The 25,523-nt window shown below is 43.6% G+C and carries 20 protein-coding genes and 1 other annotated feature; of the genes, 17 read left to right on the plus strand and 3 right to left on the minus strand.

Features of this window, described 5'->3' with window-relative positions; translation table 11 throughout:
- Positions 1-4: 4 nt before the first annotated feature.
- The 13 genes from nspC to NST94_RS09690 all read left to right on the plus strand — a co-directional run bounded on the left by nspC (position 5) and on the right by NST94_RS09690 (position 15,613).
- Positions 5-1,141, plus strand: a complete 1,137-nt coding sequence (gene nspC / locus NST94_RS09630; protein WP_076125019.1) for a carboxynorspermidine decarboxylase — start codon at positions 5-7, stop codon at positions 1,139-1,141.
- Positions 1,142-1,639: 498 nt separating this feature from the next.
- Positions 1,640-2,263, plus strand: a complete 624-nt coding sequence (locus NST94_RS09635; protein WP_076304418.1) for a deoxynucleoside kinase — start codon at positions 1,640-1,642, stop codon at positions 2,261-2,263.
- Positions 2,260-2,913 carry a deoxynucleoside kinase gene (locus tag NST94_RS09640; RefSeq protein ID WP_076278613.1) on the plus strand — a complete coding sequence of 218 codons (654 nt, stop codon included), beginning with the start codon at positions 2,260-2,262 and terminating at the stop codon, positions 2,911-2,913. The genes NST94_RS09635 and NST94_RS09640 overlap by 4 nt, the downstream gene beginning before the upstream one ends.
- A 284-nt stretch (positions 2,914-3,197) precedes the next feature.
- A complete protein-coding gene (locus NST94_RS09645) occupies positions 3,198-4,436 on the plus strand; it encodes a collagen-like protein (protein ID WP_280752991.1) in 1,239 nt (412 codons plus the stop codon).
- Between the two features lie 259 nt (positions 4,437-4,695).
- A complete protein-coding gene (locus NST94_RS09650) occupies positions 4,696-5,877 on the plus strand; it encodes a MalY/PatB family protein (RefSeq protein ID WP_076301246.1) in 1,182 nt (393 codons plus the stop codon).
- Between the two features lie 117 nt (positions 5,878-5,994).
- Positions 5,995-6,285 (plus strand): hypothetical protein, encoded by a 291-nt coding sequence (locus NST94_RS09655; protein ID WP_280752711.1) that lies wholly within the window; start codon positions 5,995-5,997, stop codon positions 6,283-6,285.
- A 63-nt stretch (positions 6,286-6,348) separates the two neighbouring features.
- Positions 6,349-7,299: a nucleoside hydrolase gene (locus tag NST94_RS09660; RefSeq protein ID WP_280752712.1), complete on the plus strand. Its 951-nt coding sequence runs from the start codon at positions 6,349-6,351 to the stop codon at positions 7,297-7,299.
- 189 nt (positions 7,300-7,488) lie between these two features.
- Entirely contained in the window at positions 7,489-8,709 is a 1,221-nt protein-coding gene (locus NST94_RS09665; protein ID WP_280752992.1) for a stalk domain-containing protein, read from the plus strand.
- 62 nt (positions 8,710-8,771) lie between these two features.
- Positions 8,772-9,003: a binding site (T-box leader), on the plus strand.
- Between the two features lie 63 nt (positions 9,004-9,066).
- The gene (locus NST94_RS09670) at positions 9,067-9,873 is read left to right on the plus strand and encodes a class I SAM-dependent methyltransferase (RefSeq protein WP_280752713.1); all 807 of its coding nucleotides are present in this window, start codon (positions 9,067-9,069) and stop codon (positions 9,871-9,873) included.
- A 45-nt stretch (positions 9,874-9,918) separates the two neighbouring features.
- Positions 9,919-10,860, plus strand: coding sequence for an AraC family transcriptional regulator (locus NST94_RS09675; protein ID WP_280752714.1), 942 nt, complete (start codon positions 9,919-9,921; stop codon positions 10,858-10,860).
- Between the two features lie 402 nt (positions 10,861-11,262).
- Positions 11,263-12,216, plus strand: coding sequence for a radical SAM protein (locus tag NST94_RS09680; RefSeq protein ID WP_038569765.1), 954 nt, complete (start codon positions 11,263-11,265; stop codon positions 12,214-12,216).
- A 120-nt stretch (positions 12,217-12,336) separates the two neighbouring features.
- Positions 12,337-13,383 carry a bile acid:sodium symporter family protein gene (locus NST94_RS09685; RefSeq protein WP_280752715.1) on the plus strand — a complete coding sequence of 349 codons (1,047 nt, stop codon included), beginning with the start codon at positions 12,337-12,339 and terminating at the stop codon, positions 13,381-13,383.
- A 196-nt stretch (positions 13,384-13,579) separates the two neighbouring features.
- Positions 13,580-15,613, plus strand: a complete 2,034-nt coding sequence (locus NST94_RS09690) for a methyl-accepting chemotaxis protein (RefSeq protein ID WP_280752716.1) — start codon at positions 13,580-13,582, stop codon at positions 15,611-15,613.
- A 165-nt stretch (positions 15,614-15,778) separates the two neighbouring features.
- Here the strand turns inward: NST94_RS09690 and NST94_RS09695 are convergent, their stop codons facing one another.
- Complete coding sequence (locus tag NST94_RS09695; RefSeq protein WP_280752717.1) at positions 15,779-17,056, minus strand: histidine--tRNA ligase; 1,278 nt, start codon at positions 17,054-17,056, stop codon at positions 15,779-15,781.
- Between the two features lie 354 nt (positions 17,057-17,410).
- On the opposite strand from NST94_RS09695, the gene NST94_RS09700 reads away from it, so the two are divergent.
- The 3 genes from NST94_RS09700 to NST94_RS09710 all read left to right on the plus strand — a co-directional run bounded on the left by NST94_RS09700 (position 17,411) and on the right by NST94_RS09710 (position 20,190).
- Complete coding sequence (locus NST94_RS09700) at positions 17,411-18,064, plus strand: HD domain-containing protein (protein WP_076276371.1); 654 nt, start codon at positions 17,411-17,413, stop codon at positions 18,062-18,064.
- A gap of 86 nt (positions 18,065-18,150) precedes the next feature.
- On the plus strand, positions 18,151-19,596 hold the full coding sequence (locus NST94_RS09705; protein ID WP_076184329.1) for a DEAD/DEAH box helicase: 1,446 nt from the start codon (positions 18,151-18,153) through the stop codon (positions 19,594-19,596).
- Between the two features lie 234 nt (positions 19,597-19,830).
- A complete protein-coding gene (locus tag NST94_RS09710; RefSeq protein ID WP_339281907.1) occupies positions 19,831-20,190 on the plus strand; it encodes a hypothetical protein in 360 nt (119 codons plus the stop codon).
- On the opposite strand, the gene NST94_RS09715 is transcribed toward NST94_RS09710, so the two are convergent.
- Positions 20,158-20,616: a hypothetical protein gene (locus tag NST94_RS09715; protein ID WP_339281908.1), complete on the minus strand. Its 459-nt coding sequence runs from the start codon at positions 20,614-20,616 to the stop codon at positions 20,158-20,160. The two genes, NST94_RS09710 and NST94_RS09715, sit on opposite strands and share 33 nt — an antisense overlap.
- A gap of 334 nt (positions 20,617-20,950) precedes the next feature.
- On the opposite strand from NST94_RS09715, the gene NST94_RS09720 reads away from it, so the two are divergent.
- On the plus strand, positions 20,951-23,266 hold the full coding sequence (locus tag NST94_RS09720; RefSeq protein ID WP_280752719.1) for an endo-1,4-beta-xylanase: 2,316 nt from the start codon (positions 20,951-20,953) through the stop codon (positions 23,264-23,266).
- A gap of 287 nt (positions 23,267-23,553) precedes the next feature.
- Here the strand turns inward: NST94_RS09720 and NST94_RS09725 are convergent, their stop codons facing one another.
- Positions 23,554-25,269, minus strand: a complete 1,716-nt coding sequence (locus tag NST94_RS09725; protein WP_076125049.1) for an ABC transporter ATP-binding protein — start codon at positions 25,267-25,269, stop codon at positions 23,554-23,556.
- Positions 25,270-25,523: the final 254 nt, after the last annotated feature.

Consider the following 25,523-nt stretch of genomic DNA (forward strand, 5'->3'; position numbering starts at 1 on the left):
ATTGATGGATATTGATATCAGCGTTGTCCCGTCACCATGTTACCTTGTAGATGAAAGATTGCTTACCCGCAATCTTGAGATTATGAATTCTGTACAAGAACGTACAGGAGCTAAGATTTTGCTCGCGCAAAAAGGCTTCTCTATGCATTCCTTGTATCCGCTAGTTGGCAAGTACTTGCATGGCGTAACTTCCAGCTCCTTATTCGAAGCCAGACTTGGCTATGAAAAAATGGGCAAAGAGGTTCATGTCTACGCACCAGCTTATGTGGACAGTGAATTCGATGAGCTTCTTGAATACTCCGATCACATTGTGTTCAATTCTTTTGACCAGTGGAATCGATTCAAGGATCGTGTGAAAAATGCACCGAAGCATATCAGCTGCGGCATTCGAGTGAATCCGGAGTATTCCGAGATCGAAGTTCCGCTGTATGATCCATGCTACAATTATTCCAGAATGGGAGTAACTCTCCCTAACTTTAGACCTGAAGAGCTTGAGGGGATTGATGGATTACACTTCCATACCATGTGCGAACAAAATTCTGACACACTGGAGCGTACGCTCAAGGTAGTCGAAGAGAAGTTCGGACCTTATCTCAAAGGGATGAAATGGCTTAATTTTGGTGGCGGTCATCATATTACACGTCCCGATTATGATCTGGAGACCCTTGTCCGCTGCATTTTGCATATGAAAGAGACTTACGGTGTGGAAATCTATCTGGAGCCAGGTGAGGCCGTTGCGCTTAATACTGGATATTTGGTAGCTACCGTTCTGGATGTTATGCATAACGGAATGGACATTGCGATTCTCGATACTTCGGCTGAATGCCACATGCCAGATGTACTGGCTATGCCATACCGTCCGAACATTATCGATGCTGGACAACCTGGGGAATATCCTTATACGTACAGATTAGGTGGAATGACTTGCCTAGCCGGAGATGTTATTGGAGATTATTCCTTCAAGGAGCCTTTGAAATACGGCGATAGACTCGTATTCCTAGATATGGCGCATTATTCTATGGTGAAGAACCATATGTTTAACGGCGTGAATCTGCCAGCTATCGTCAGCTACAATGACGAAGAAGGAATTAAAGTAATCAAACAGTTTGCTTTCGAAGATTTCAGCGGACGTTTATCTTAATAGAATGATCTAAAAAGGTGTCCCTTCAGGGACACCTTTTTTGCTATGGTTCCAGTCCTTTGAATGCGCGATTACATCTAGGAAAAGAGAAGTGATGCTAAGGACCGTATAGCAGCTATTGGTATTTATTAGCTTATTTAGCTAAGGTTATGGACAGGATAGCTCTTATTGGCCGGATAGTGACTATTATTAGTGCGCATTTGGTAGAATTGCTGCAACTGAGTCCGATTGTATGCTGATACAGCCGATTTTTCGGAAATAGAGTCTCCTCGGTCCGCTTCATGCCGTGGGGATGGGGAGAAGATAGATATCGAACCGTTTTTTCATAGGGATCCTTCTCTTGTTATTGGGTCTAGATTACAGTTGTATACTTGTATTACTGGAAAAGTTTCTTCATAATTAGCCACTCACAAGTAAGGTCTCATGTGATACAATAATTTAGTCTGTTTTTAAAAATAGTTATTGAAGGGTCCGTATCTGAGGAGGAAGTCAGCATCAATGAAACATGCACCGTTTATTGCAGTGGAAGGCCCGATCGGGGCTGGAAAAACAACATTAGCTTCGATGCTTGCAGAGGAATTAAACTTACCGATTATTAAGGAGATTGTTGATGAGAATCCGTTTCTGGCTAAATTTTATCAGAACATGGATGACTGGAGCTTTCAACTGGAGATGTTTTTTCTCTGTAATCGGTACAAGCAGCTTGAAGATACAGTAACTCAATACATAGATAAAGGTAAACCGGTGATCTCGGATTATCATATTTATAAGAACCTTATCTTTGGGGAACGAACGCTGAAGGGAACGAAACGAGAAAAGTATCGACAAATCTATCATGTGCTGACGGATGACCTGCCGAAGCCAAATATTATTCTCTATATAAAAGCGGATCTCGATACCTTGTTAAAAAGAATCGCCAAACGCGGACGCCCTTTTGAAGGGGATATGGATACTGCGTATTTGCAGCAATTGATAGAAGATTATGATGATGCGATGGCCTCTCTAGCGATTCAAGAGCCGTCTACCGCTATTATTACCATAGATGGAAATGCAGTCGATTTCGTGGAGAACCCAGAACACTTCGTCGAAATTGCCTCTCACCTAAAGGAGCTAATGAAATGAATCCATATAACATCCCAGATAACGCCATAATTACCGTGGCAGGAACCGTGGGGGTAGGAAAATCCACTTTAACAGGTGCTTTGGCTAAAAGGTTGAATTTTCAAACCTCGCTGGAGCAAGTTGATCATAATCCTTATCTTGAAAAGTTTTATCATGATTTTGAGAGATGGAGTTTTCATCTACAGATTTATTTCCTAGCCGAACGTTTTAAAGAACAGAAGAAAATGTTCGAAATGGGCGGTGGTTTTGTTCAAGATCGCTCGATTTATGAAGACACTGGTATTTTTGCTAGAATGCATGCGGATCAAGGCACGATGTCCAAGACAGACTATGAAACCTATACAAGCTTGTATGAAGCTATGGTTATGACACCTTATTTCCCGCACCCTGATGTGCTGATTTATATTGAAGGCAGTCTTCCTTCTATTTTAGCGCGAATTAATGAACGTGGCCGTGAAATGGAAATACAAACGGACGTGTCCTACTGGGAACATATGCATGGCAGATATTCGAAATGGATCAATGAGTTTACAGCTTGCCCAGTGCTCCGACTGAACATTGATGATTATGACGTAAATGATTCGGCATCAATGGCGGATATTCTCACGAAGGTAGGCAACACCATCCGTAAGCCTGTTGATACAATATAATAGTTGATGATTAGCAGCTCCCGTGGTTTGGGGGTTGTTTTTTTATGTGCTCATAAAAAAAGACCCAAATCTATGATTTGGGCCTAATAGGGAAGTGTCAGTTGTCCTAATCATAAAATACGAAAAGTAAATTAAAATGGTGTGGACATTGTAATGTGCTTAAGGGCCACTTCCTATTTTATTAGCCCTTTTTTATAAAAATAGGTTCCAGTCTAATAGAAACTAGTTATTGGTCCATGTCTAAAATTAATAAGATGCGTACACTGAACTATCTTTATAGGGAGGTGTTCGCATTGAGTTGTCCAGACGATAAAAAGTGTCATAAGAAAAAAGTCGCCACTGTATTTCCTTCGAAAAGAAAAAGAAAAGAACATCGTCGAAAGGTTATTAAGAAGATTGTAAAAGTAACCTGTCCTCCACCAGAAGTGAATGTTACTACTCCGACAGTCGTTGGTGCTACAGGACCGCAAGGGCCGCAAGGAGCACAAGGACTCCAAGGAATACAAGGGGCCCAAGGCATTCCCGGAGCTCAAGGAGCACGAGGATTCCAAGGAGCTGAAGGACCTCAAGGACCTGCCGGCGGACCTCCGGGACCCCAAGGACCTCAAGGTGAACCCGGGCCAGCGGGAGCGATTGGTCCACAGGGTGTAGCGGGACCCGTTGGTCCTCAGGGTGCACAAGGCGTGCCGGGTGCCCAAGGAGTTGTAGGTCCTCAGGGACCGCAAGGTTTACCGGGTCCTGCAGGAGCTATAGGACCACAAGGTTTTGTAGGAGCAACCGGAGCGCCGGGAGCACCGGGAGCGCCAGGAGCACCGGGAGCACCGGGAGCAACCGGAGCAACAGGAGCACCGGGAGCGCCGGGAGCGCCGGGAGCGCCGGGAGCGCCGGGAGTAGCTGGAGCAACAGGAGCACCGGGAGCGGCCGGAGCACCGGGAGCAGCAGGAGCACCGGGAGCATCAGGAGCACCGGGAGCAGCAGGAGCAACGGGAGCAACCGGGGCGCCGGGAGCAGCAGGAGCACCGGGGGCAGCAGGAGCCGCGGGAGCAACCGGAGCACCGGGAGCAGCAGGAGCAACGGGCGCAACCGGGGCAACAGGAGGCGTATTAGGTTTTGCTGATTTTTTTGCCCTAATGCCTCCTGATAATGCAGCAACTGTAGCACCGGGCACAGACGTAAGTTTTCCTCAAAACGGACCTACTAGCGGGACAACAATTGCACGAACAGGTCCTAGTTCTTTTAATTTAGCGGCAATAGGGACTTATCAGGTGTTGTTTCAGGTTAGTGTAACCGAAGCGGGACAACTAATCTTGACTCTTAATGGCGCAGATCTCGCTTATACCGTAGTTGGACGCGCAACAGGTACATCGCAAATCGTAGAAATGGCTATAGTGCAAACAACGGTCATTAACACCATCCTGACCGTTCGGAATCCTGCCGGTAACTCTACTGCACTTACTATTACTCCTCTCGCTGGAGGAACAAGATCTGTTTCAGCACATCTCGTTATTACACAATTAGCGTAACAAGGTGTATTTCGTATAGATAAGTTGGTCACCTTAATATTGGTGATTTTACTTATGATTATTGTAAAGAGGAGGACGAACGAAGGTCCTCCTCTTTATTCAGAGTATTTACTATTAACATTCTATTGTTTTTCTATCGTCTAACGACTTGAAATTAATCATCTATTTATGTGAATTCTTTTGATTCTATCTTAAGATGCCATATCGGTTTCCTCATGATACAATAAAAGATAAGTTTATAAGGATGAGGTGACTTTAGTTGAAGTATGATTTCGATCGCGTAATTGACCGCCGTAATACTAGCTCTTACAAATGGGACCAATCCGAGAAGTTGTTTGGTGAGAAGGATATTATGCCGCTTTGGGTGGCAGACATGGATTTTGAAAGTCCTCCCGCAGTGAAGGAAGCCATTCTGCGCCGCGCAGAACAAGGAGTTTACGGTTACAGTGTACCTAGTGATACTTATAAAGAAGCCATCACGTCATGGTTTAAAAGACGGCATGATTGGCAGATCAAACCGGAGTGGATTTCAGATTCTCCCGGAATTGTAACTTCCTTAAGCCTCTCTGTTGAACTGTTTACTGAGCCTGGGGACGAGGTTATTTTACAATCGCCAGTTTATTATCCCTTTTATGATGTCATCCAGATGAATGACCGGAAGGTTGCCAAGAATCCGCTTATCGTCCGTAATGGGCGCTTTGAGATGGATTATGAGCAATTGGAAGGGTTGATGTTGGGTGGAGCGAAGCTGCTGCTGTTATGCAGTCCGCATAATCCAGGCGGTAGAGTATGGGAAAGAGAAGAGCTGTTGAAGCTCGGTGAACTGTGCTTGCGTCACGGAGTGACAGTTATCTCTGATGAGATCCATTGTGATTTGGCGCTTCCAGGTTATGAGCATATTCCTTTTGCATCCTTGTCTGAGGAAATTGCCAATATTACATTAACCACCCTTGCTGCGACCAAAACCTTCAATCTTCCGGGGCTTCAATCCTCTTTTATCGTGTCCTCGAATCCGGAATTGAAACGTAAATTTGATCAAAAAATGAAAGCCTTGAGCTTACATATGGCTAGTTTCTTCGCGCAAGGAGCGGTACAAGCCGCTTACAATGACGGAGAAGAATGGCTGGATGAGCTGTTACAATATGTATCAGATAATGTGGATTATACGGTCAGCTATTTGGCGGAGCATTTACCACAGGTTCATGTGATGCAGCCGCAAGGAACCTACCTGCTCTGGGTGGATTGCCGCGAACTGAACTTGGAAATAGACGATCTGAAGCAGCTGATGTACAAAGAGGCTAAAGTGGCTTTTAATGAAGGTTCTGTTTTTGGAACAGAAGGCAAAGGCCATCTACGAATTAATCTGGCTTGTCCGAGATCCACATTAGTTGAGGCATTGGAACGCTTTTGCAAGGCAGCCGCAGCTTATACAACGAAATAAACGGTGATTACTGAAGCTTGATGATTCCGCTAATGGGATCGTTAAGCTTCTTTATTTTGCAATAGGGTAAAAAGAATAATAAAATGGAGTCCATTACGACAAGCAGGAGGACTGCAAATGAAATGGGTAGCTCAGCTTCCGTATTATAAGATACAACGAGAAATTAGGGATGGAGAACAACGAAGTGTTGCTTCCAATCGGCTAATGTATCTGTATCAAGATAGAATTGTAACACGTCATCGGGAATTCCCGCTAAAAGATATTTTCGATATGTCTTATCGCTCAATGGGGGATATAGGCGGCATGTTCTATCTCCACACGAGTAAGGGCGTGTATGCTTATTTGATAGAGTGCGATCCTGAGCGGTTTATTGAAGCCTTTAAAGAACAGGAATTGAATAAAAATTGAGCGACCCTCGTTGGCCGTGATATGATAGCTTTTATGAAAAAAACATAATGGGAGAGAACATAAATGAGCAAAACACGAATTATTATTGATGCAGATACAGGTATTGACGATGCACTGGCGATTCTATATGCCTTACGTGCTCCAAACGTAATTGTAGAAGGAATTACAACCGTTTTTGGGAATATTGAGGTCGAAAAGGCGGCAGACAATTCACTGCGGCTAATTGAGCTTGCTAAGCCCGGTTATGAGATTCCTGTAGCGATCGGAGCATCCAAGGCACTTGTTCGTGAGCACTCAGGCTACGCCACTCATGTGCATGGTGAGAACGGTATTGGCAATGTGGAAATTGCTCCATCCAGCCAGCGTCCCATTAACGAAACTGCATCTGAGTTTATTGTTCGGATGGCTAATGAGAATCCCGGAGAGATTGTATTAGTCACACTGGCACATCTAACCAACCTTTCTATGGCGCTTGATATGGACCCTGGTATTAAGAATACTTTGAAAAAAGTAGTGGTGATGGGCGGTACGATCTTCAATCCCGGCAATAGAACACCGGTTGCGGAAGCGAATATTGCTGGGGATCCGGAAGCTGCTGATCATGTATTTACATCTGGGCTTCCTGTTATGATGGTGGGTCTAGACGTTACGCTTAAGACGCGGATTACACAAGAGCATATCGATTTATTAAAACGTTTTGGACGTGAAGAAAATAAAGCGATCATTTCGTTTATGGAACAATCGCTTACTCATTATTTTAATTTCTATCGTGAAGCGAACTTTTTGATCAACAGCGCACCGCTGCATGATCCACTCGCACTTATGGTTGCGCTGCAACCAGATCTGGTAACCTACAAAGAGATGAATGTTCGAGTGGAGCACAAAGGTGAGTTTACATCGGGAATGGTCGTAGCGGACTTGCGGGCTCAGCCAAAAGTGGGTAAACCCATACAAGTTGCAGTGGATGTAGATGTTGAACGAGCAGTGGGAACCTTTTTGAGCGTGTTTATGTAATTTTGCCGACCTCTTCTAATATGACAAATAATTTCGCAGCTCATAAATGACAATCTATTAATTTTACAATTGGATAATCTTTGGTAAAATGGTAGAGGACATATAAGAGTTTACAAGATTAGACTGCATATCATAGAAGAGGGAGACTTAACATTCATGAATAAGCGAATCGGTAAATTAGTATTATGTATGGCTATTTCGCTAGGAGGCACCACGGCGTTATTCCAAAATACCACACAGGCAGCCACAGCTGGTGGAGTTAGCATTGTGCTGGATGGTTATCCACTACCATTTCCAGTAGAACCTGTTGTGATGAGCGGAACAACGATGGTGCCATTCCGAGCTATATCTGAAGCTTTGGGAATTAATGTCGAGTGGAATCAAGCGCAGAAGAAAATTACGGCTACCAAAACAGATACTGCAGGGACTAAAGTGGTAACCCTGACCCTTGGCAGCAAAAATGCAGGTGTTAACGGCGCGGTTGTGAAGTTAGGAGTTGCTCCGCAGACGATCCGGGATACAACGATGATTCCCCTTAGCTTCTTCGGCCAGCAGTTTGGTGCGGGTGTAGCTTGGAATCAATCTACGAAGACCGTATCTATTACTTCGCCGAAGACTGAGCTGTACACTCTTGGTTTCTATGCTCTGAGTTCTTATAGTGAGATTTCCTTACTTCCTAATTTTGATGCTATGGCCTTCGGTTGGAGTGGGATTGATAAAAGCGGGCAATTCACCACAACGGGGACTGATTTCAAATGGCCTCAGGCGGCTGGTGACGTAACACCAGAATCGATTGTCACGAATGCAGCGGCAGGTGGAACTGCTCCTTATCTGATGGTCTTCTCTGGAGACACCGCATCAGAGTTAACTAAGAACCTGGAAGATAAGCAGCTTCAAGAACAGACGATTACTGGAATCGTAGATCTTGCAACGCAAAAAGGATTCCAAGGCATTACCCTGGATCTGGAGGGCCTAGGTCTAACCGGTGATAAGGCGAAGGTGCAAGCAGATTACAATGCTTTTGTGAAAAACCTATCACAAAAAGCACATGCAGCAGGACTTAAACTTACCGTTATTCTTCATCCATTAAATAGTTCTTATAAAGGTTATGATTACAAAACTTTAGGAACACTTGCAGATGATTTGGTCATTATGGCGTACGATTATTTACAAGAGAAAAAAGTTCCAGAGCCGATGAGTTTAGTTGATGAAGGCATCCGGCTTGCGCTTCAGCAAGTGAGTAAGGATAAGCTGATCCTCGGGATCTCTGTGTATAGCGAAAACGAATCTTCAGTGAATTCTAAGGTAGGACTTGCTAAACGTTATGGTCTTAAAGGAATTGCGATCTGGCGTTTAGGTCTGATCGGACAGCCTGTCTGGAACGAGATGGGGAAGTCAGTAGAGCTGTAAGTGGAATTTGTATTGACAGGGAATAATTACTAAATATATACTAGGTCAAAATACAATACGGAATAAACGTAATGATTGGGAGTATTAAGGAATAACTACTGCCCAGAGAGCTGCCGGTTGGTGCAAGACAGCGGAGTAGGTTCCCCAACTCACCCATGAGCGGTAAGATCGAACCTCAGTAGATCTTAACGGCTAACCCTCCGTAATCGGGTTCTAAGATTCGTTGTTTATTATAAGCAATAAGCAACGATCAAAAAGAGTGGTACCGCGAAGGTTAAACCTATCGCCTCTTTGGAGGCGATAGGTTTTTTCTGTTCTCTACAGAAAAAAATACAATTAAAGGTCGGTGTTTTGGCAATGGGCAATATTATTGATTATTACTCCCAATTTGATGAGTGGGGAAGATTGGATAGGGAGCCGCTGGAGTTCATCATTAATCTGCATTATATAAAACAGTATTTAACTACCGCACACTCTATACTGGATAATGGTGCTGGGCCCGGTAAATATGCCATGGAGCTGGCGAAGCTGGGCTATAACGTAACGTTATCGGATCTTACCCCTAAGTTAGTTGAAATAGCTCAGCAGAAGGTTAATGAATTAGGATTAACTGAGCAATTTAAGGGTTTTCATGTGCTGAATGCAACTAGTTTAGAGGGAATATCAGACGAGAGCTTTGATGCTTCTCTGATGTTAGGCCCTTTATATCATTTGCAAGAAGAAGAGGATCGGATTTTAGCAGTTAAGGAATTGTTTCGTGTGACAAAGAAGAATGGCATCGTATTTGTAGCCTTTCAAAGTCGGATGAGAATGACTCTTACATCCTTACAGTTCCCACAACATTGGAAGCCTAATGACAACATGGATTCAATACAAGAATTTTATGATAGCGGGATTTTTAATCATAAAGATGAAGGTAGGTTTACGGGAGCTTATTACTTCAATATTGAGGACATAAAATCTTTCATGGAGGAGAATGGATTTCAAACCATTGATTTAATTGGTTCTTCTAGCCTCGGAGCATTACTGACAAATGAGCAGAAACAATACTGGACTGACCGGGGTGAACATGAGGAGCTCTTAGAATTTCTCATTAATGCAGCAAAGGATCCATCCATTTTGGGGATTTCATCTCATCTGTTGTATATAGGGCGAAGAAAATAAATAAGAAAAAAATCATTTAATCATCACGGGATTGAGGTAGGTCTAGTGAACAATGATTACAGGGTGCGTATTCAGACGGTTCTTCATTTTATTGAGGACAACTTAGATCAAGAAATAAATCTAGAAACGCTAGCTGAAGTTTCTAATTTTTCTAAGTATCATTTTTCTAGAGTTTTTTCTGCAATTACAAATAAAACACCAATGACCTATCTGACGGAAAGACGTCTACATCACGCGATAACCTATCTTGAAACAACCCATAAAACCATGCTAGATATCTCAACTCTATGCGGTTTTAGTTCCATCTCAAGTTTTAATTCATCCTTTAGGAAACTGTTTAAGACAACCCCAAGCGAGATGAGAAGGTCAAGGCAAGAACATAGCAATTATCAGTTAATGTCCAGCAATAATCAGGAAGAATTGTCTCCTTCTAAAAATTATGATGTGAGTATCAACATAAATAATTTTTTAAGGAGAGTATGGGAAATGAACATTGAGGTAAAAGAACTTCCAAGTTATCAAGTGGCATACGTAAGGCATGTTGGCAGCTATCTTGAAACGTATAAGGCATGGGGAACACTCAGCAAGTGGGTTGAGAAAAATGATTTACCTTCAACAGAATACTTCATTGGTATTTCTTTAGATGATCCCAGCGTGACTGACGAATACTCTTGTAGATATGATGCCTGCATAACCATTCCAGAAGAGTTTGTTAAAGAGGGTGATTCGAGCGTAGAGTTCAAAACTTTATCTGGTGGTCTTTATGCCTTATATTCGTTTTATGATACGATCGACAAATTGGCTATTGCCTATCAAAGTGTGTACGGTCAATGGCTACCTAACAGTGATTATGAACCGGATGATCGGTATGCGCTCGAATTTTGTATGAATGATCCATATACAGACCCTGAAGGTAAAGCAAAAGTTGATCTTTATATCCCTATAAAAAGTGTCGGTGGACATCACCAGTTTGAAGATAACCTGTAATATACATGCCTGAATGCGTATCGGTTTATCCATCACTCCACGAGGCTTTCGGACTCGGATGACGTTATTTGTATGTTATCAGCTATCAAAACATGATTTCGGACTCCGCTGACGCTATTCATTGGCAAAAGGCTCATATTGGGCGTTTTTCCGGTCAATAGGTGCACTGGAGTCCGTTGGCATTCTTAAAATAGGATAATTTTAGGTTTAGGGTCAGCTGAGTCCGTTACAGGTTACTATGCGTATCTGAAAGTGATTACGCATGCGCTTCCGACTAATTCGTTAATTAAACCGTACACTCGAATGTTATAAAACTCACATTAACCTAAGCCATAAACCTATATAATCTCTAAGGTTGAACTTTTGAACTAAATTCATTATTTTTCAGGAGGACTTTAGAGTATGAGATATAAAGCATTAGAGCTCGACAAACCGCTTACTTATGAGCTGGAAGGGTTAGAAATAGGGGTAACTTCGAACTGTAATTTCCGCTGCGATTATTGCTGTGCATATAATAGAAATGATGGACAAAGCATTAAAGCCAAAGAGGTCATCCGCATTCTGGACGAACTTCCAGGCCTTAAAAGAGTACGCTTATCAGGTGGAGAAGTGACGCTGAAATTCGATGACTGTGTGGAAATTGTAACCTACTGCGCATCCAGAGGGATTCAGACACAGTTAAATTCCAACGGCAGTCTTTTAAATGCTGAACGAATTGGCCAATTGGTCTCCGCAGGATTAACGACTATACATATTTCCTTCAATTTTACTACTGCGGAAGCTTTCTCAAAATATTATAATATTCATCCAAGCATCTATGAAAAAATAAGAGAAAATATTACCCTATTCGCTGCAACAAGTGTGGATACCGTACTGGAGACGCTGCTGTTCAGTGAAACCCAGGATAATATGAAGGAGATCAGCGATCATGTCTACGCAATGGGCGTGCGCACACATGAAATTCAGAACAGTATTATCATGGATCATACGGGTTGGAAGTCTATAGCTGCACGGGAACAATTAAAGAATGCAGTGAGTGAGCTGATCGCACGGAAGAAAGAAGATACGATTCTGTATTTCACTTGTATGGACCGCTTTATGGACGCCCTTGGGTTCGAAGAGCAGCCGGGTGTGTATTTTCCTCACTGTATCGAGGGGAAGAAGCAGCTTCATCTGCATGGAAATGGCGACATTTTGATTTCAGAGCTTTGCCATCCGGTGATTATCGGCAACATTTATCAAGGAACTTCACTAAAAGATTTATACAATAATATGCCAGCGCCATTGGCACAGTTTTTGGATAAGCAGCCCTGCCCAGCACTGGATGCATTGTTTCCACAAGGCATAGAAGTTTAACACTCTATATAGATTACTTCGAGGGACCAATTTAAGAATTGGTTCCTATTTTTTTATGGTAGACTTAATAAAAACAAAGATAAGGGATGTATGAGCTTCATACATAAGGTGTACTGCCAAGTGTTTGCTAATATAAGAAATGGACTCATCAAATCTAATGTTGTTCTAGAAAAGATTATGCCGTTATTAACACCCACGGCCATCGTGGTCGGCGTACTTAACGAAAGCAGACTGCTGCCTTTCACAGGTCTCGTGCCCTGGATTTTCGCTGTAATGACGCTGATAGGGAGCTTGAAGTCCAATCTAAAGGATCTGCTGGGGGTACTTCTGAAACCTCAGAAGCTGATTATTCTAATGGTAATTTTACATATTGTAATGCCGCTGATCGGCTGGCTTGCAGCCATGGCTTTTTTTCCGGGAGATCCATATACAGTAACTGGTTATGTATTGCTGTTCGCGATTCCTACAGGTGTTGTAAGTGTGGTATGGGTGTCGATGTACGGAGGGAATATTGCGCTGACATTGGCGCTTATTCTGATTGATACGCTCTTGTCGCCAATTGTTGTCCCGGGTACCTTATATTTGCTGATGGGAGCGAGTGTTGAAATTCAGCTAGGCGATATGATGAAAGGGCTGCTATGGATGGTAGTCATTCCTTCTGTAGTTGGGATGCTGCTGAATCAATGGACAAAAGGGAAAGTAAATACAGTATGTGGACCGCCGCTTGCTCCGTTTGTTAAAGTCGGATTGTTTGTAGTTGTTTCTATTAATGGGGCCAGCATTGCCCGTTATCTGAAACATCCGGATGGCAAATTAGCGATCATTATTGGAGTGACCTTCATAACCGTTGTGCTTGGCTATGTAATCGGAGCTTTGGTGTCACGCCGTTTCCGCTTTAGTTATGAAGATTCCGTGGCTGTGCAGTTTAATTCGGGTATGCGGAATTTAAGTGCGGGAGCTGTATTAGCGGTGAAATATTTTCCTCCTGCTGTCGCGCTTCCAGTAATTTCGGGAATGTTGTTCCAACAAATACTCGCTGCGATGTCTGGTCTATTTTTACGTAGTAGAACTAAACGACTGTTAAGTGAGGGTGCATTAATGCAAGCGAATACTGTCTCTCAGCTAGAACCACCTAGTCCTTCTAGGACAGATGACAGGCCTTGTTAACCATCTTGTGAAGGATATATGACCTAAAAGCTGTGATATTTTATTCATTTACATGAAAAATTTCGACATTTTATGATATATTTCTTATTTTTGCGCGATTTATATTCACTATTCAACTTTGCCACCCGATAGTAATTGTATTATTTACAATTTCATTGTTCGCAAATGAACAAGCAGTCGGAAGGATGAAAAGAATATGAAGATTCGCCTAAAGTTATCACTTGTTATGATAGGTGTGACCCTTTTATGTATTTCTGTAATGGGGATATTTACGTATTTGAAATCAACTCAGGCGATTGTGAATCTTACTGAGAATTCTATGAAGCAGGTCAATACGAACAAAGCTCAGACCATATCAGCCATGATAGCAAAAGAGCAGAGAAGCACAGAGCTTATTGCGAGCCGTTCGGAAATTGTTGATCTACTGCTGCAAGCTGGGAATGGTGGAGTTAACAAAGGAGATAAGCTTCAGAATGAGGTGAACGCCAGTCTTCAAAGCATTGTGGAGGAGGCCGGGAACCTTGAGCACATTCTAGTCAGTGATATGAAAGGTATTAGTGTGGCTGACAGTGATACTAAGCTTATAGGGACAGATTTTAGTGAAAGAGATTATACGAAAAGAGTAATGGAGACGGCTGAGCCTGTGATCAGTGAAACGCTGAAATCAAAATCTACAGGAGCTTATGTAGTGGCTTTTGTACAGCCCGTAAAGAGTAATGGAAAGATGATTGGATTTATTGCGTCAGCTGTTTCCGCAGATAGTATGATTAAGTATTTGGCGGATACCAAAGTGGTAAACACGACGAGCTCTTACGCTTATTTACTGGATGAGAACGGCAATAAATTATATTATCCGGATAAAACACAAATTGGTCAGCCTATTGAGAATACGCAGATCGCAGCTGTTATGGAGCGTGTGAAATCTGGTGAGAAGGTAGCGGATGGCCTGCTCAATAATACATATAAAGATGTGGAAAAAAAATCAACCTATACAGTTTTACCTGAGACGCACTGGTTGCTTGTATTAACCGCAGACCTCGATGAAATCGTGAAACCTGTCACTGATATGAGAAATTTCAACTTATTTCTTGGTGTGGGAAGTTTGATTATTGCCTTGCTGATTGCTCTTTATTTTGCTAAAAAAATCTCTTCTCCGATTGTTAAACTAACGGACATGATTAATAAAACGGCAGAATTGAATTTGACGCATGACTCAGAGTATGAGTATTTGACTAAAAACAAAGATGAGACAGGGACGATCGCCAAAGCGATGTTCAGCACCCGGGCTACACTTCGTGAGATGGCTGGAAGCTTAATTACGATCTCGTCCAAAGTGCTTGAAAATGCAGAAACGCTGGAGAAGCTGTCTATAGATGTGCGGGAAAATGCCCACGATAATTCAGCGACTACGCAGCAGCTATCGGCAGGTATGGAAGAGACCGCAGCCTCCACAGAGGAAATGACAGCAGCAATTACTGAAATTGATAACAATGTATCCGGGATCACCAATAATGTGAAGGAAGGCGCTGCCGTTTCTAGACAAATTAGTGAGCGGGCGCTGGCTCTCCAAGATGAGGCAACAGAATCTACGACGAATGCTAAACAAATTTATGAATCCGTGCGAATCGATATGGAAAAAGCGATTGAACAGTCGAGCGCGATTGCAGAGATTAATGTACTGACGGATACGATTCTATCCATTGCCAGTCAGACCAATCTGCTGGCCCTGAATGCAGCTATAGAAGCGGCAAGAGCGGGTGAGGCAGGCAAAGGTTTCGCGGTTGTAGCTGGTGAGATTCGGAAGTTGGCTGAGAAGTCGTCTAAGATTGCGGCTGGAATTCAAGGTGTGGTAACAGGTGTATATTCCTCTGTTGAATCCATGAAGGAGAATTCTGAGGCATTACTTTCTTTTATTGATCAGAATGTTCTAGCAGATTATGAACGATTAACTGAGGTAAGTCAGCAATACAACAGTGATGCTGCTACTGTAAATACGCTGTTAAAACAATTCGAGAGCGCAGCCGATCATTTGAGTAGGGCTATATCAAGTATTAATATTGCCGTTAATGAGGTAGCTGCTACAGTAAACGAGGGAGCTATAGGGATTCAGGATATCGCGGTAAAAACGGCGGATATCGTGGAAAAAACATTCCTGGAGGTTACTATGGCTGATGAAAATACTCAAAGTGCCAAAGAGCTTCAGGGGTTAGTAGATAAGTTTAAGATCTAAGGGTTTGAAATGAATTAAGGGAATCCTTATCTCTTTTTCATAAAATATTAAGCTTGCAGGGTTATAGTACATGTATAACCTCCCTTATATATAGACTTTACCCCGCCGGTCGCCGGCGGGGTCTTTTTTTATGCAGATCTTTTTAGGAGGATATCAGGCAGTAGTTTAGCCAGTAATAAGGTAGATAGCTTCATCTAATGGAACTATAACCTCTGTTTGTTCCTTCATATCCTTCAGACGCACCTTATCCACACTGGATTCACTTTCGCCGATCAGAATAACGTAACGTATTTTTTGGGATGAGGCTGTGGCGAGTTGCTTTTTAAGTTTTCTTTTACCGGATACCAGATTGGTCCGGATAGAACAGGCACGGAGCTCGGCGGCTGCAATTAAAGCCTGTGGGAGCGTCTCGCCAATCGGAATGACCATAACCTCTGCTGTCTTGCGCTCTTGGATAGGACGTTCTGCAAGGAGCGCCATGATAGACTCCATACCAAAAGATAAGCCAACCGTAGGATATTGAATATCCTCTCTGCCCACTAGCTGTCCGATGATAGCGTCATATCTGCCTCCACCACCCAAGCTCGAGGTAAAGGAACCGGATGCATCAAAGATCTCGTAGACGGTTCCAGTGTAGAAAGAAAGCCCGCGGGATAAGAAGGGATCGAAACGGCAAGTCTGCTGCAGCTGAATGTCTTGGAGCAGCTTTTGCAGGACAAGAACCTCCATTGCTCCCGGTTGTCCAGTAAGACTATATTTTTCGCATAACTGCTCAAAGCTTGGGTTGTCCATTTCAATAAGCTCTAGAATAGCAGCGATGGTTGCAGATTCGATTTCCTTGCTGATCAATTCATTTTTCACGCCGACGAGGTTGATTTTTTCTAATTTATCCAAGGTTAGCATAACGGACAGTTGGTCCTCGGCAGGTACACCAATCGATTCAAGGATCTCACCGAGAAAACGTCTGTTGTTCCATTTTAGGATGATCGGGATGTCCAGCTTGCGAAAAGCTTCTGTGGCCAGCTGCATCAATTCAGCTTCCGCCTCAGGTCCTGAAATACCAACAACATCAACATCGCATTGCAGAAATTCACGCAGGCGCCCACGTTTCACGGGACCATCACGGAATACTTTTCCGATCTCATAACGCTTGAAGGGAAACACTATTCCAGGATTTAAGGCGATCACTTTGGCAAAAGGGATGGTCAGATCATATCGTAAGCCCAGCTTGCGGTTGCCTTGATCGGTGAGTTGGTACATCTCCTTGAGAATTTCATCCCCACCTGCATATTTCGAGGTTAATAACTCCAGTTCATTTAATAATGTGGTGTCCATGGATTCAAAATCATAGAGTTCGAACAAATCCTGCAGCGTATTTTGAATGTTCTTTCTGAGCGCCTGCTCTTTTCCGAAGTAATCATAAGTTCCTTTAATGTTCTGCATCGTTAGTAGCTCCTTTGAATTGGCATAGTTTAGAAATAAAAAAACGCGCAGGACCTCATGGTCCTGCGCGTGATCTATGCCGCAGGGAGGCCAACGCGAGTAGCGTTAGCCTCCCTGAGAATTTCAGGGTTGCTAACGCTGTTTGTGATAATAATGAAGTTGATTCAGCATGATTGTTATGGTGTTCATCAGAATCAATTCCCTTCGACATTTTGATTACTGCCGATTATAGCGGATCATTTGGAGTCGTGCAAGTAAGAATTTGTTATAACGAAGATTTTTAGTAGGCGAATGGACAGGCAATCAGCTATAATAGGGCTTCGATATTTCATAGGCGAGGGGAGCTTGTTGACGATGAATCAACCTTTAATAATAGCCCGGGCGGAAGAATTTGTGAAAGAACAACTAGGACAAGATACTACGGGGCATGACTGGTGGCACACCCATCGGGTCCGCAGCACGGCATGTGAAATTGCTGAGATCGAGCGTGCGGATGTTTTTATCTGTACGATGGCAGCCTTGCTGCATGATGTTGCAGACGAGAAGCTTAATCCGTCAAAAGAAGCAGGTCTGCTTAAAGTCCACACTTGGCTTACGGCAAACCTTACAGAGGAGGAGCAAATTCGTCATATCATGCTGATCGTTGAAACGATGTCTTTTAGTGGTGGTGGAGGAGAACCTATGCAGACTCTGGAAGGTCAAGTGGTGCAGGATGCAGATCGACTAGATGCACTTGGCGCGATTGGCATTGCCAGAACCTTTATTTTCTCAGGCGCAAAGGGACGTCCGGCCTATGATCCGGAAGTTTCTCCACGCGAGGAGTCGCTGCAGAAGGAATACAGGGATTATAGCAAAGGGACGGCTGTGAATCATTTTTATGAGAAGCTGTTGAAACTAAAATTCTTAATGAATACGGCTTATGGACGCAAGTTAGCGGAAGAACGGCATGATTTCATGTTGAATTTTCTGGACCAGTTCTATAAGGAATGGAATCAAGGACGCCAATAACTGTTATAATGATAAGTATGCACAAGATGGAAGGATCGCGGAGTTTCCGCTTTAACCAGAACAATCGGCATAGAAGAGGTTGAACGATGAGTGAATTGCAATTTAGAGATTATGAGTTAGACGAAGAGATAATTAAAGCACTGGATGTTCTGAAATTTATGACACCTACGGAGGTACAGAGCAAGGTAATTCCTGTGGCTTTGCAGCAAAAGGATCTGATTGTGAAATCGCAAACAGGCAGTGGCAAGACGGGAGCTTATGGTATTCCGCTTTGCGATCTGGTGGATTGGGTGGAGAATAAGCCGCAGGCTTTGATTCTTACGCCAACTCGGGAGCTTGCGATGCAGGTGAAAGAGGATATTACGAACATCGGACGTTTTAAACGGATTAAAGCAGTTGCTCTTTTCGGCAAGCAGCCCTTTGCCCCTCAAAAGATAGAGCTTACGCAAAAAACACATGTTGTCGTAGGTACGCCTGGACGCGTATTTGACCATATTGAAAGAGGCACACTTCCGCTAAATCGAATCAAATATTTGATCATCGATGAAGCTGACGAAATGCTGAGCATGGGCTTTATTGAGCAGATCGAGAAGATCATTAAGCAGCTGCCCAAAGAGCGAGTAACGATGTTATTCTCAGCTACCTTACCCGAAGTCATTAAGAATTTGTGCCTAAAATATATGAGCGATCCAACGGATATCGAGATTCAGGCAAGTGGAATTACGACGGCTACGATTGAACATGCGTTGATTGAAGTGAGACAAGCTGCCAAATTCTCTTTGCTAAGCGATATCATAACGGTGGAGAATCCGGATAGCTGTATTATTTTTTGCCGTACGCAGGAGCAGGTAAATGCTGTATTCAGAGGATTGGCGGATCTGGAATATCCTTGTGATAAGATCCACGGAGGTATGGAGCAGGATGAGCGCTTTGAGGTCATGAATGCTTTTAAAAGAGGGCAATTCCGCTATTTAATCGCTACCGATGTAGCGGCTAGAGGGATTGATATCGAGAATATCACCCATGTGATTAATTACGATATTCCACTGGAAAAAGAAAGCTACGTGCATCGTACAGGCAGAACCGCGCGTGCAGGCAAGACGGGTAAAGCGATCACTTTTGTCACTCCGAATGAGCAGAAGTGGGTAACTGAAATTGAAAGCTATATTGGCTTCAGCATTCCGCATATGAAAGCTCCTTCGGACGACGCAGTGGCCTACGCAAAGGAAGCGTTCGAGCAGAAGATCAATAAGCAACCTGTCCGCAAGAAGGACAAAAGCGAAAGCTTAAACAAAGAGATTATGAAGCTATACTTCAACGGCGGCAAGAAAAAGAAGCTAAGAGCCGTCGATTTTGTCGGCACAATAGCAAAACTTGAAGGTATTTCCGCCGAAGATATCGGGATTATCTCGATTCAGGACAATGTGACCTACGTGGATATTTTGAACGGTAAAGGCGCAATGGTGCTGCAAGCGATGAGAGAGACCACCGTGAAGGGTAAGCAGCTGAAGGTTCATATTGCGAAAAAATAAATCAGGGATGACAGCTTATTGCTAAGCTCCTTGCAAATATGCCGCTACTGATGCGGTTTATATGAAGAGGGAGTCGTGTTCACAACACGGCTCTTTTTTTATTTGTTGTTGTATCTCAGTATCTCCATTTTTTCATTGTAAAATTATAGAAACTAGAATATAACTTGTGAGAGGTGATAGATTGAAAGGTGAATCTAGAAGCACAAGGATGAAAGTACTCCTACAAGTCACCATTTGGGAATGAAAACGGGGAAGTTGGAAGTAGAAGTAGTAAAAAAAATGTTTATAATGTATGCAGCACCAATAATTCTTCTGAATGTGTCTTGCAAGATAGCTTTAAAGACGGAAAAGCTTAGGTACAATATTTCTTGGTTAGTTATTAGTATTGTTCCTAGCACGAGAATTCTATTTTATTTAAAAGAATTACAAGGAAAAGAGTCTAGAGGTTCAGGGGTTGTTGATTTAAGTTTTTTTGATATTAAGCCTGACTTTGATCAGATAAGACTTATCTATTTTTTTCCTATAATATATTTAGGTATTCAACTAGTTTTGATTTTTTTACTACTGATCATGATAGTAACGAAAGAAAAATAAATATCTGACTAGCATAATGTTCTTGTACATACTAGGAATGCCGAAATGAACGGTAAAAATCCCGTACAATGTGTTGATCCCGCTGGAAACGTCCAAATGAACGGTAGAACTCCCGTACAATGCGCTGATCCTGCTGGAAACGCCGAAATGAACGGTAAAAATCCCGTACAATGCGTTGATCCAGCTGAAAGTGCCGAATTGTACGGTAGAAATCCCGTACAATGTGCTGATCCAGCTGGAAGTGGCGAAATGAACGGTAGAAATCCCGTACATTGTGCTGATCCAGCTGGAAGTGGCGAAATGTACGGTAAAACTCCCGTACAATGCGCTGATCCAGCTGGAAGTGGCGAAATGAACGGTAGAACTCCCGTATAATGAGCTGATCCAGCTGGAAATACCGAATTGTACGGTAAAATTTCCGTACATTCAGTCAGCATGTTATGTAACCCAAGAGACAACACCATAATGGTGTCGTCTCTTGGGTTTTTTCGGCGCTAAATGGAGCTGATAACGCAGATCCGTTCAGCTTAAGTAAAATAAGATCGAAAATAATTTATTTTCGTTCCATAAATGGAAACAAATGTGATATTATGGCGATATAGAGCCCATACTTCACGGATGACCTGCCTAGCTTGGTTCCTCCTGAGGATAGGCTCTGATTTTTTTTATGAGGAAGGTGGTGTGGCCCGAGCGGTATCGGGGAACAGGAAGAAACGAAGCAATAAGGTTCGAACCTAATTCAGAAGGGAGAATCGAAGCGATGAAAAAAGGAACTTTTTTGAAAGCGCTTAATTTTGTTTTGGTTTTATGTTTGCTTGTACCTGTGTATTGGGCTGCACCCGCACATGCGGAGAACACGCTTATTCAGCAAAGCGATTTTGAAGATGGCACTGTTCAGGGCTGGAATGGACGTGGGGAAGTTGAGGTGCTTACAGCCAAAACAGATGCGGCACGCAGCGGCACATATGGCCTGGAGGTAAGCGGCCGAACAAAAACGTGGCATGGACCTTCACTGGATGTGACTAGCCAGCTGGAAGTAGGACAAACTTATGTGTTTATTGGATGGGTGAAGCTGCCTGCCGGATCATCCAACGCGAATATCTATATGTCACTGCAGCGGACATTACCTTCTACCATTCATTATGACAATTTGACCTTTGGTGCAGTGACAGCGAACGGTTGGGTGAAGCTTCAGGCGCAGTACAAGCTATTGGAGCCGGCAGATCAGCTTTCTATTTATTTTGAAGTGCCGGGTAGCGCGACAACTTCTTTTTATTTGGATGATTTTCGATTGGAAAAGCTACCGGATCTCGGTCCAATTGTCATCGAGGATGCGATTCCTTCGCTGAAGGATGTGTTTGCAAACAAATTTCTGATCGGCTCGGCGTTTACGAATAGTGAGCTGCTGACAGCTCCGGATCGGCAATTGTTGGCCAAGCATTTTGATAGTGTGACACCAGGAAATGTTCTGAAATGGGACAGCACGGAGCCGCAGGAAGGTGTGTTTAATTTCGCTGAAGCTGACACGGCAGTAGCTTTTGCCACCGCAAATGGACAGCAGGTACGTGGACATACCCTAGTCTGGCATTCGCAGACACCGGATTGGGTGTTCCGTGACGCCAGCGGTAATTTGGTCTCCAAAACGGTGTTATATGAACGGATGAAGAGTCATATTAAGACTGTTATGGAACGTTATAAAGGTGAAATCTATGCTTGGGATGTCGTCAACGAAGTGATTGACACTTCGCAATCGGATGGCATGCGCCGCAGCCTGTGGTACCAGATCGCGGGTGAAGAGTATATTGAGAAGGCATTCCAGTTCGCTCATGAAGCTGATCCTAATGCAAAACTGTTCATCAATGACTACAATACGCATGAGCCAGCCAAAAGCCAGGCGCTATACAATCTGATTGTACGACTTCAGGCCAAAGGGGTGCCTATTGACGGAGTAGGGCATCAAACGCACATCAGCTTGTATTATCCTTCGCTCTCTGAAATCGAGAATTCGATTATCAAATTCAAGGCTTTAGGGCTGGAAACTCATATTACTGAGCTGGATATTAGTGTGTATTCTGATAATTCTCAAGCCTATGAGATCTTCCCTGATAATTTGAAGCAGCGCCAAGCGGCTTTATACAAATCATTATTTGAGATCTTCCTGCGGCACACGGATACGGTCACGAATGTCACTCTCTGGGGGAAGGATGACAGTAATACTTGGTTGCGCACTTATCCGGTAGCCCGTAACAATTGGCCTTTATTATTTGATGAGCGCCTCCAATCTAAGCCGGCCTACTGGTCTGTATTGGAGACAGTGGCAGCTCCCGTAGTTCCAGCAGCTCCTGCTAACTTGAATGCAGCTGCAGGCAATGGGCTCGTGAATCTTAGCTGGAGCACCTCGGCGGGCGCAACTTCCTACACGGTGAAACGGTCACTTACGAGTGGTGGCCCTTATACCACTCTGACTACGGCTACCGGGACGAGCTATAGCGATGCGGCGGTTAGCAACGGAACGACTTATTATTATGTTGTGAATGCTGTCAATAGTGCGGGTACGAGCAGCAATTCTGTACAAGCGATGGCTACACCGCAAGGCTCGGGGCCTGTCGAACCGGTCACCGGGCTTGCAGTGGCGTATCGGACAGCGGATACTAACCCAAATGACAACCAGATGAAGCCCTATTTTAATATTAAAAATAACGGCACAACTGCAGTCGATCTTAGCGAGCTGAGCATCCGTTACTGGTATACGATCGATGGAGACAAGCCGCAATCCTTTTTCTGCGATTATGCCCAGATCGGCAACAGCAAGGTAGCAGGCAGCTTTGTAAAGCTGGACACGCCTCGAACGGGAGCAGATTACTATTTGGAAGTGAAATTCAACGCAGGTGCGGGCATGCTTGCCGCTGGAGGAACTTCCGGGGATATTCAGACCCGGATACACAAGACAGATTGGAGCAATTTTAACGAGGCCAATGATTATTCGTTTAATTCACTTCAGACCGCTTATGCGGATTGGAACAAGGTGACCCTTTATCGGAACGGAGTGCTGGTATGGGGAACAGAGCCGCAATAGCGAAACTAGGGGAACTGAGCTTTAATTGTGCCGTTTTTAATTTTTAGGGAAAACCTCCCTAAATATTGCCTGAATTCCACTATTAAGAGCAAATTGGGGTGAATTGCGGGAGGTTTTCCCTGATTGCAAGGGTTAGAGCAATAAACCAAAGAAAATCAGGGAGGAATTCCTTAATCAAGCATCACGTTTGCTGCAAATAGAGGAGTTACGTGAAAAAGCAAGCCTAGTCGCCAAAAACATGGTGACTAGGCTTGCTTCATTTTTGCCCAGCTGTGGCAAATTACTTTTTAAAAATTATATTGCGCCTGATGCAGACGGCTGTAAATTCCACCAGCATGGACTAATTCCTCATGTCTGCCTTGCTCAGCGATTCCTTCTTCATTCACGACCATAATCCGGTCGGCATTTTTGATTGTCGTCAAACGGTGAGCGATGACGAGTGTGGTTCTGCCTACGGACAGATCAGCCAGGGATTGCTGAATCGCGGCTTCGGTCTCTGTGTCCAGCGCGGAAGTAGCTTCATCCAGAATCAGAATCGGCGGATTCTTGAGGAACATGCGAGCGATAGCCAGGCGCTGCTTTTGTCCACCGGACAGCTTCACACCGCGCTCCCCGATGACTGTCTCCATTCCATCTGGTAGATTCTGAATGAGCTCCTCCAGATGAGCACGTCGCGCAGCTTCCCAGATTTCAGGCAGCTTTGCATCCAGTTTCCCATAGGCGATATTCTCGCGAATTGTCCCGGAGAACAGGAAAACATCCTGCTGCACGATCCCGATTTGTTTGCGCAGCGATTCCAGCTTCATGTCACGGATATCGATGCCATCAATCGTGATGGCCCCGGCTGTGACATCATAGAAGCGCGGAAGCAGGCTGCAGATTGTTGTTTTGCCTGCGCCGGACGGCCCAACAAAGGCAATGGTTTCGCCAGCCTTTACGTTAAGGCTTATATTTTGCAGAACCGGACGATTCTCTTCGTATCCAAAAGATACATCCTGGAATGTAATATCACCGCGCAAAGCGTTGATCTCCACGGCATCCGGTTTGTCACTGATGTCAGGTTCCGTGTCAATGATCTCCAGATAACGTCTGAAGCCGGCAATTCCTTTAGGATAACTTTCGATCACGGCATTGATTTTCTCGATAGGACGGAAGAAGATATTCGACAACAAGATAAACGCCACAAATTCACCGATTTGCAGCTCACCATTGATGAAGAACCATGCGCCGCAGATCATCACCAGGATGGTAATGAGGCGGGTCATCATATAGCTGACGGACAAGCTTCTAGCCATGATTTTATAAGCCATAAGTTTTGTTTTGCGGAACATTTGATTATCTACTGCGAATAGCTCTTGTTCATGCTGCTCATTGGCAAAAGATTGCACGACCCGAATCCCGCCGACATTATCTTCGATACGGGCATTGAAACTGCCTACATTTCCAAATAGCTGGCGATAAGTTGAAGTCATATTGCGGCCGAAGTAGATGATTACCCAAGCCATAATTGGAACGATAATAAAAGTAATAATCGCCAGCTTCAGATTAATATCAGCCATTAGGAGAAAGGCTCCGACAAGGGTCATGATTGCAATAAATACATCCTCAGGACCGTGATGCGCCACTTCGCCGATATCATTTAAGTCATTGGTGATTCTTCCGATTAGATGGCCTGTTTTATTATTATCAAAGAATCGGAACGAGAGTTTCTGAATATGGTCAAACATTTTTTTTCGCATATCAGTTTCGATATTTATGCCCAGCATATGACCCCAGTAAGTGACAATATACTGCATCACCGTATTTAAGGCGTAAATCGCCAGCAGCGCAACACAAGCGATAAGAATAAGCGGCCAATCTTGACCAGGAAGCAAATCATCAATAAATTTATTGACGGCTACCGGAAAAGCCAGTTCTAGCAGTCCCGCAAAAACAGCGCAGGAGAAATCCAATATAAATAATTTTCTATACGGACGATAGTAGGAAAAAAATCTTCGAAGCATTCTGTTCACTCTTTTCTGTGGTTTAAATATGAGTTCAAATGAAATTGATTCTCAACTACCCGATGATATGGATACTAAAGATGGTCAGCGGTTTTGTCAATAATTCGGGTATAAAATTACTTAAGGGTTGTAACTTCTAATAGAATAGTAGATGATGGTTCATAGTGTTTAAAATATTTCAAATCCTTGACAAGCTCTGTGCTTGGCGGGGTTATTTGTTTGTAATTTAGGAGGATACACGATGAAAGCTTCAC

It is taken from the genome of Paenibacillus sp. FSL H8-0282, from assembly GCF_037963825.1.
In the GTDB taxonomy this organism is placed as follows: domain Bacteria; phylum Bacillota; class Bacilli; order Paenibacillales; family Paenibacillaceae; genus Paenibacillus_AQ; species Paenibacillus_AQ odorifer.

Coding starts and splice junctions, on each gene's coding strand:
- nspC (WP_076125019.1), top strand. CDS start 5: ATGGATATTGATATCAGCGTTGTCCCGTCACCATGTTACCTTGTAGAT.
- NST94_RS09635 (WP_076304418.1), top strand. CDS start 1,640: ATGAAACATGCACCGTTTATTGCAGTGGAAGGCCCGATCGGGGCTGGA.
- NST94_RS09640 (WP_076278613.1), top strand. CDS start 2,260: ATGAATCCATATAACATCCCAGATAACGCCATAATTACCGTGGCAGGA.
- NST94_RS09655 (WP_280752711.1), top strand. CDS start 5,995: ATGAAATGGGTAGCTCAGCTTCCGTATTATAAGATACAACGAGAAATT.
- NST94_RS09660 (WP_280752712.1), top strand. CDS start 6,349: ATGAGCAAAACACGAATTATTATTGATGCAGATACAGGTATTGACGAT.
- NST94_RS09665 (WP_280752992.1), top strand. CDS start 7,489: ATGGCTATTTCGCTAGGAGGCACCACGGCGTTATTCCAAAATACCACA.
- NST94_RS09670 (WP_280752713.1), top strand. CDS start 9,067: ATGGGCAATATTATTGATTATTACTCCCAATTTGATGAGTGGGGAAGA.
- NST94_RS09680 (WP_038569765.1), top strand. CDS start 11,263: ATGAGATATAAAGCATTAGAGCTCGACAAACCGCTTACTTATGAGCTG.
- NST94_RS09690 (WP_280752716.1), top strand. CDS start 13,580: ATGAAGATTCGCCTAAAGTTATCACTTGTTATGATAGGTGTGACCCTT.
- NST94_RS09695 (WP_280752717.1), bottom strand. CDS start 17,056: ATGCAGAACATTAAAGGAACTTATGATTACTTCGGAAAAGAGCAGGCG.
- NST94_RS09700 (WP_076276371.1), top strand. CDS start 17,411: ATGAATCAACCTTTAATAATAGCCCGGGCGGAAGAATTTGTGAAAGAA.
- NST94_RS09705 (WP_076184329.1), top strand. CDS start 18,151: ATGAGTGAATTGCAATTTAGAGATTATGAGTTAGACGAAGAGATAATT.
- NST94_RS09715 (WP_339281908.1), bottom strand. CDS start 20,616: ATGTACGGAAATTTTACCGTACAATTCGGTATTTCCAGCTGGATCAGC.
- NST94_RS09720 (WP_280752719.1), top strand. CDS start 20,951: ATGAAAAAAGGAACTTTTTTGAAAGCGCTTAATTTTGTTTTGGTTTTA.
- NST94_RS09725 (WP_076125049.1), bottom strand. CDS start 25,269: ATGCTTCGAAGATTTTTTTCCTACTATCGTCCGTATAGAAAATTATTT.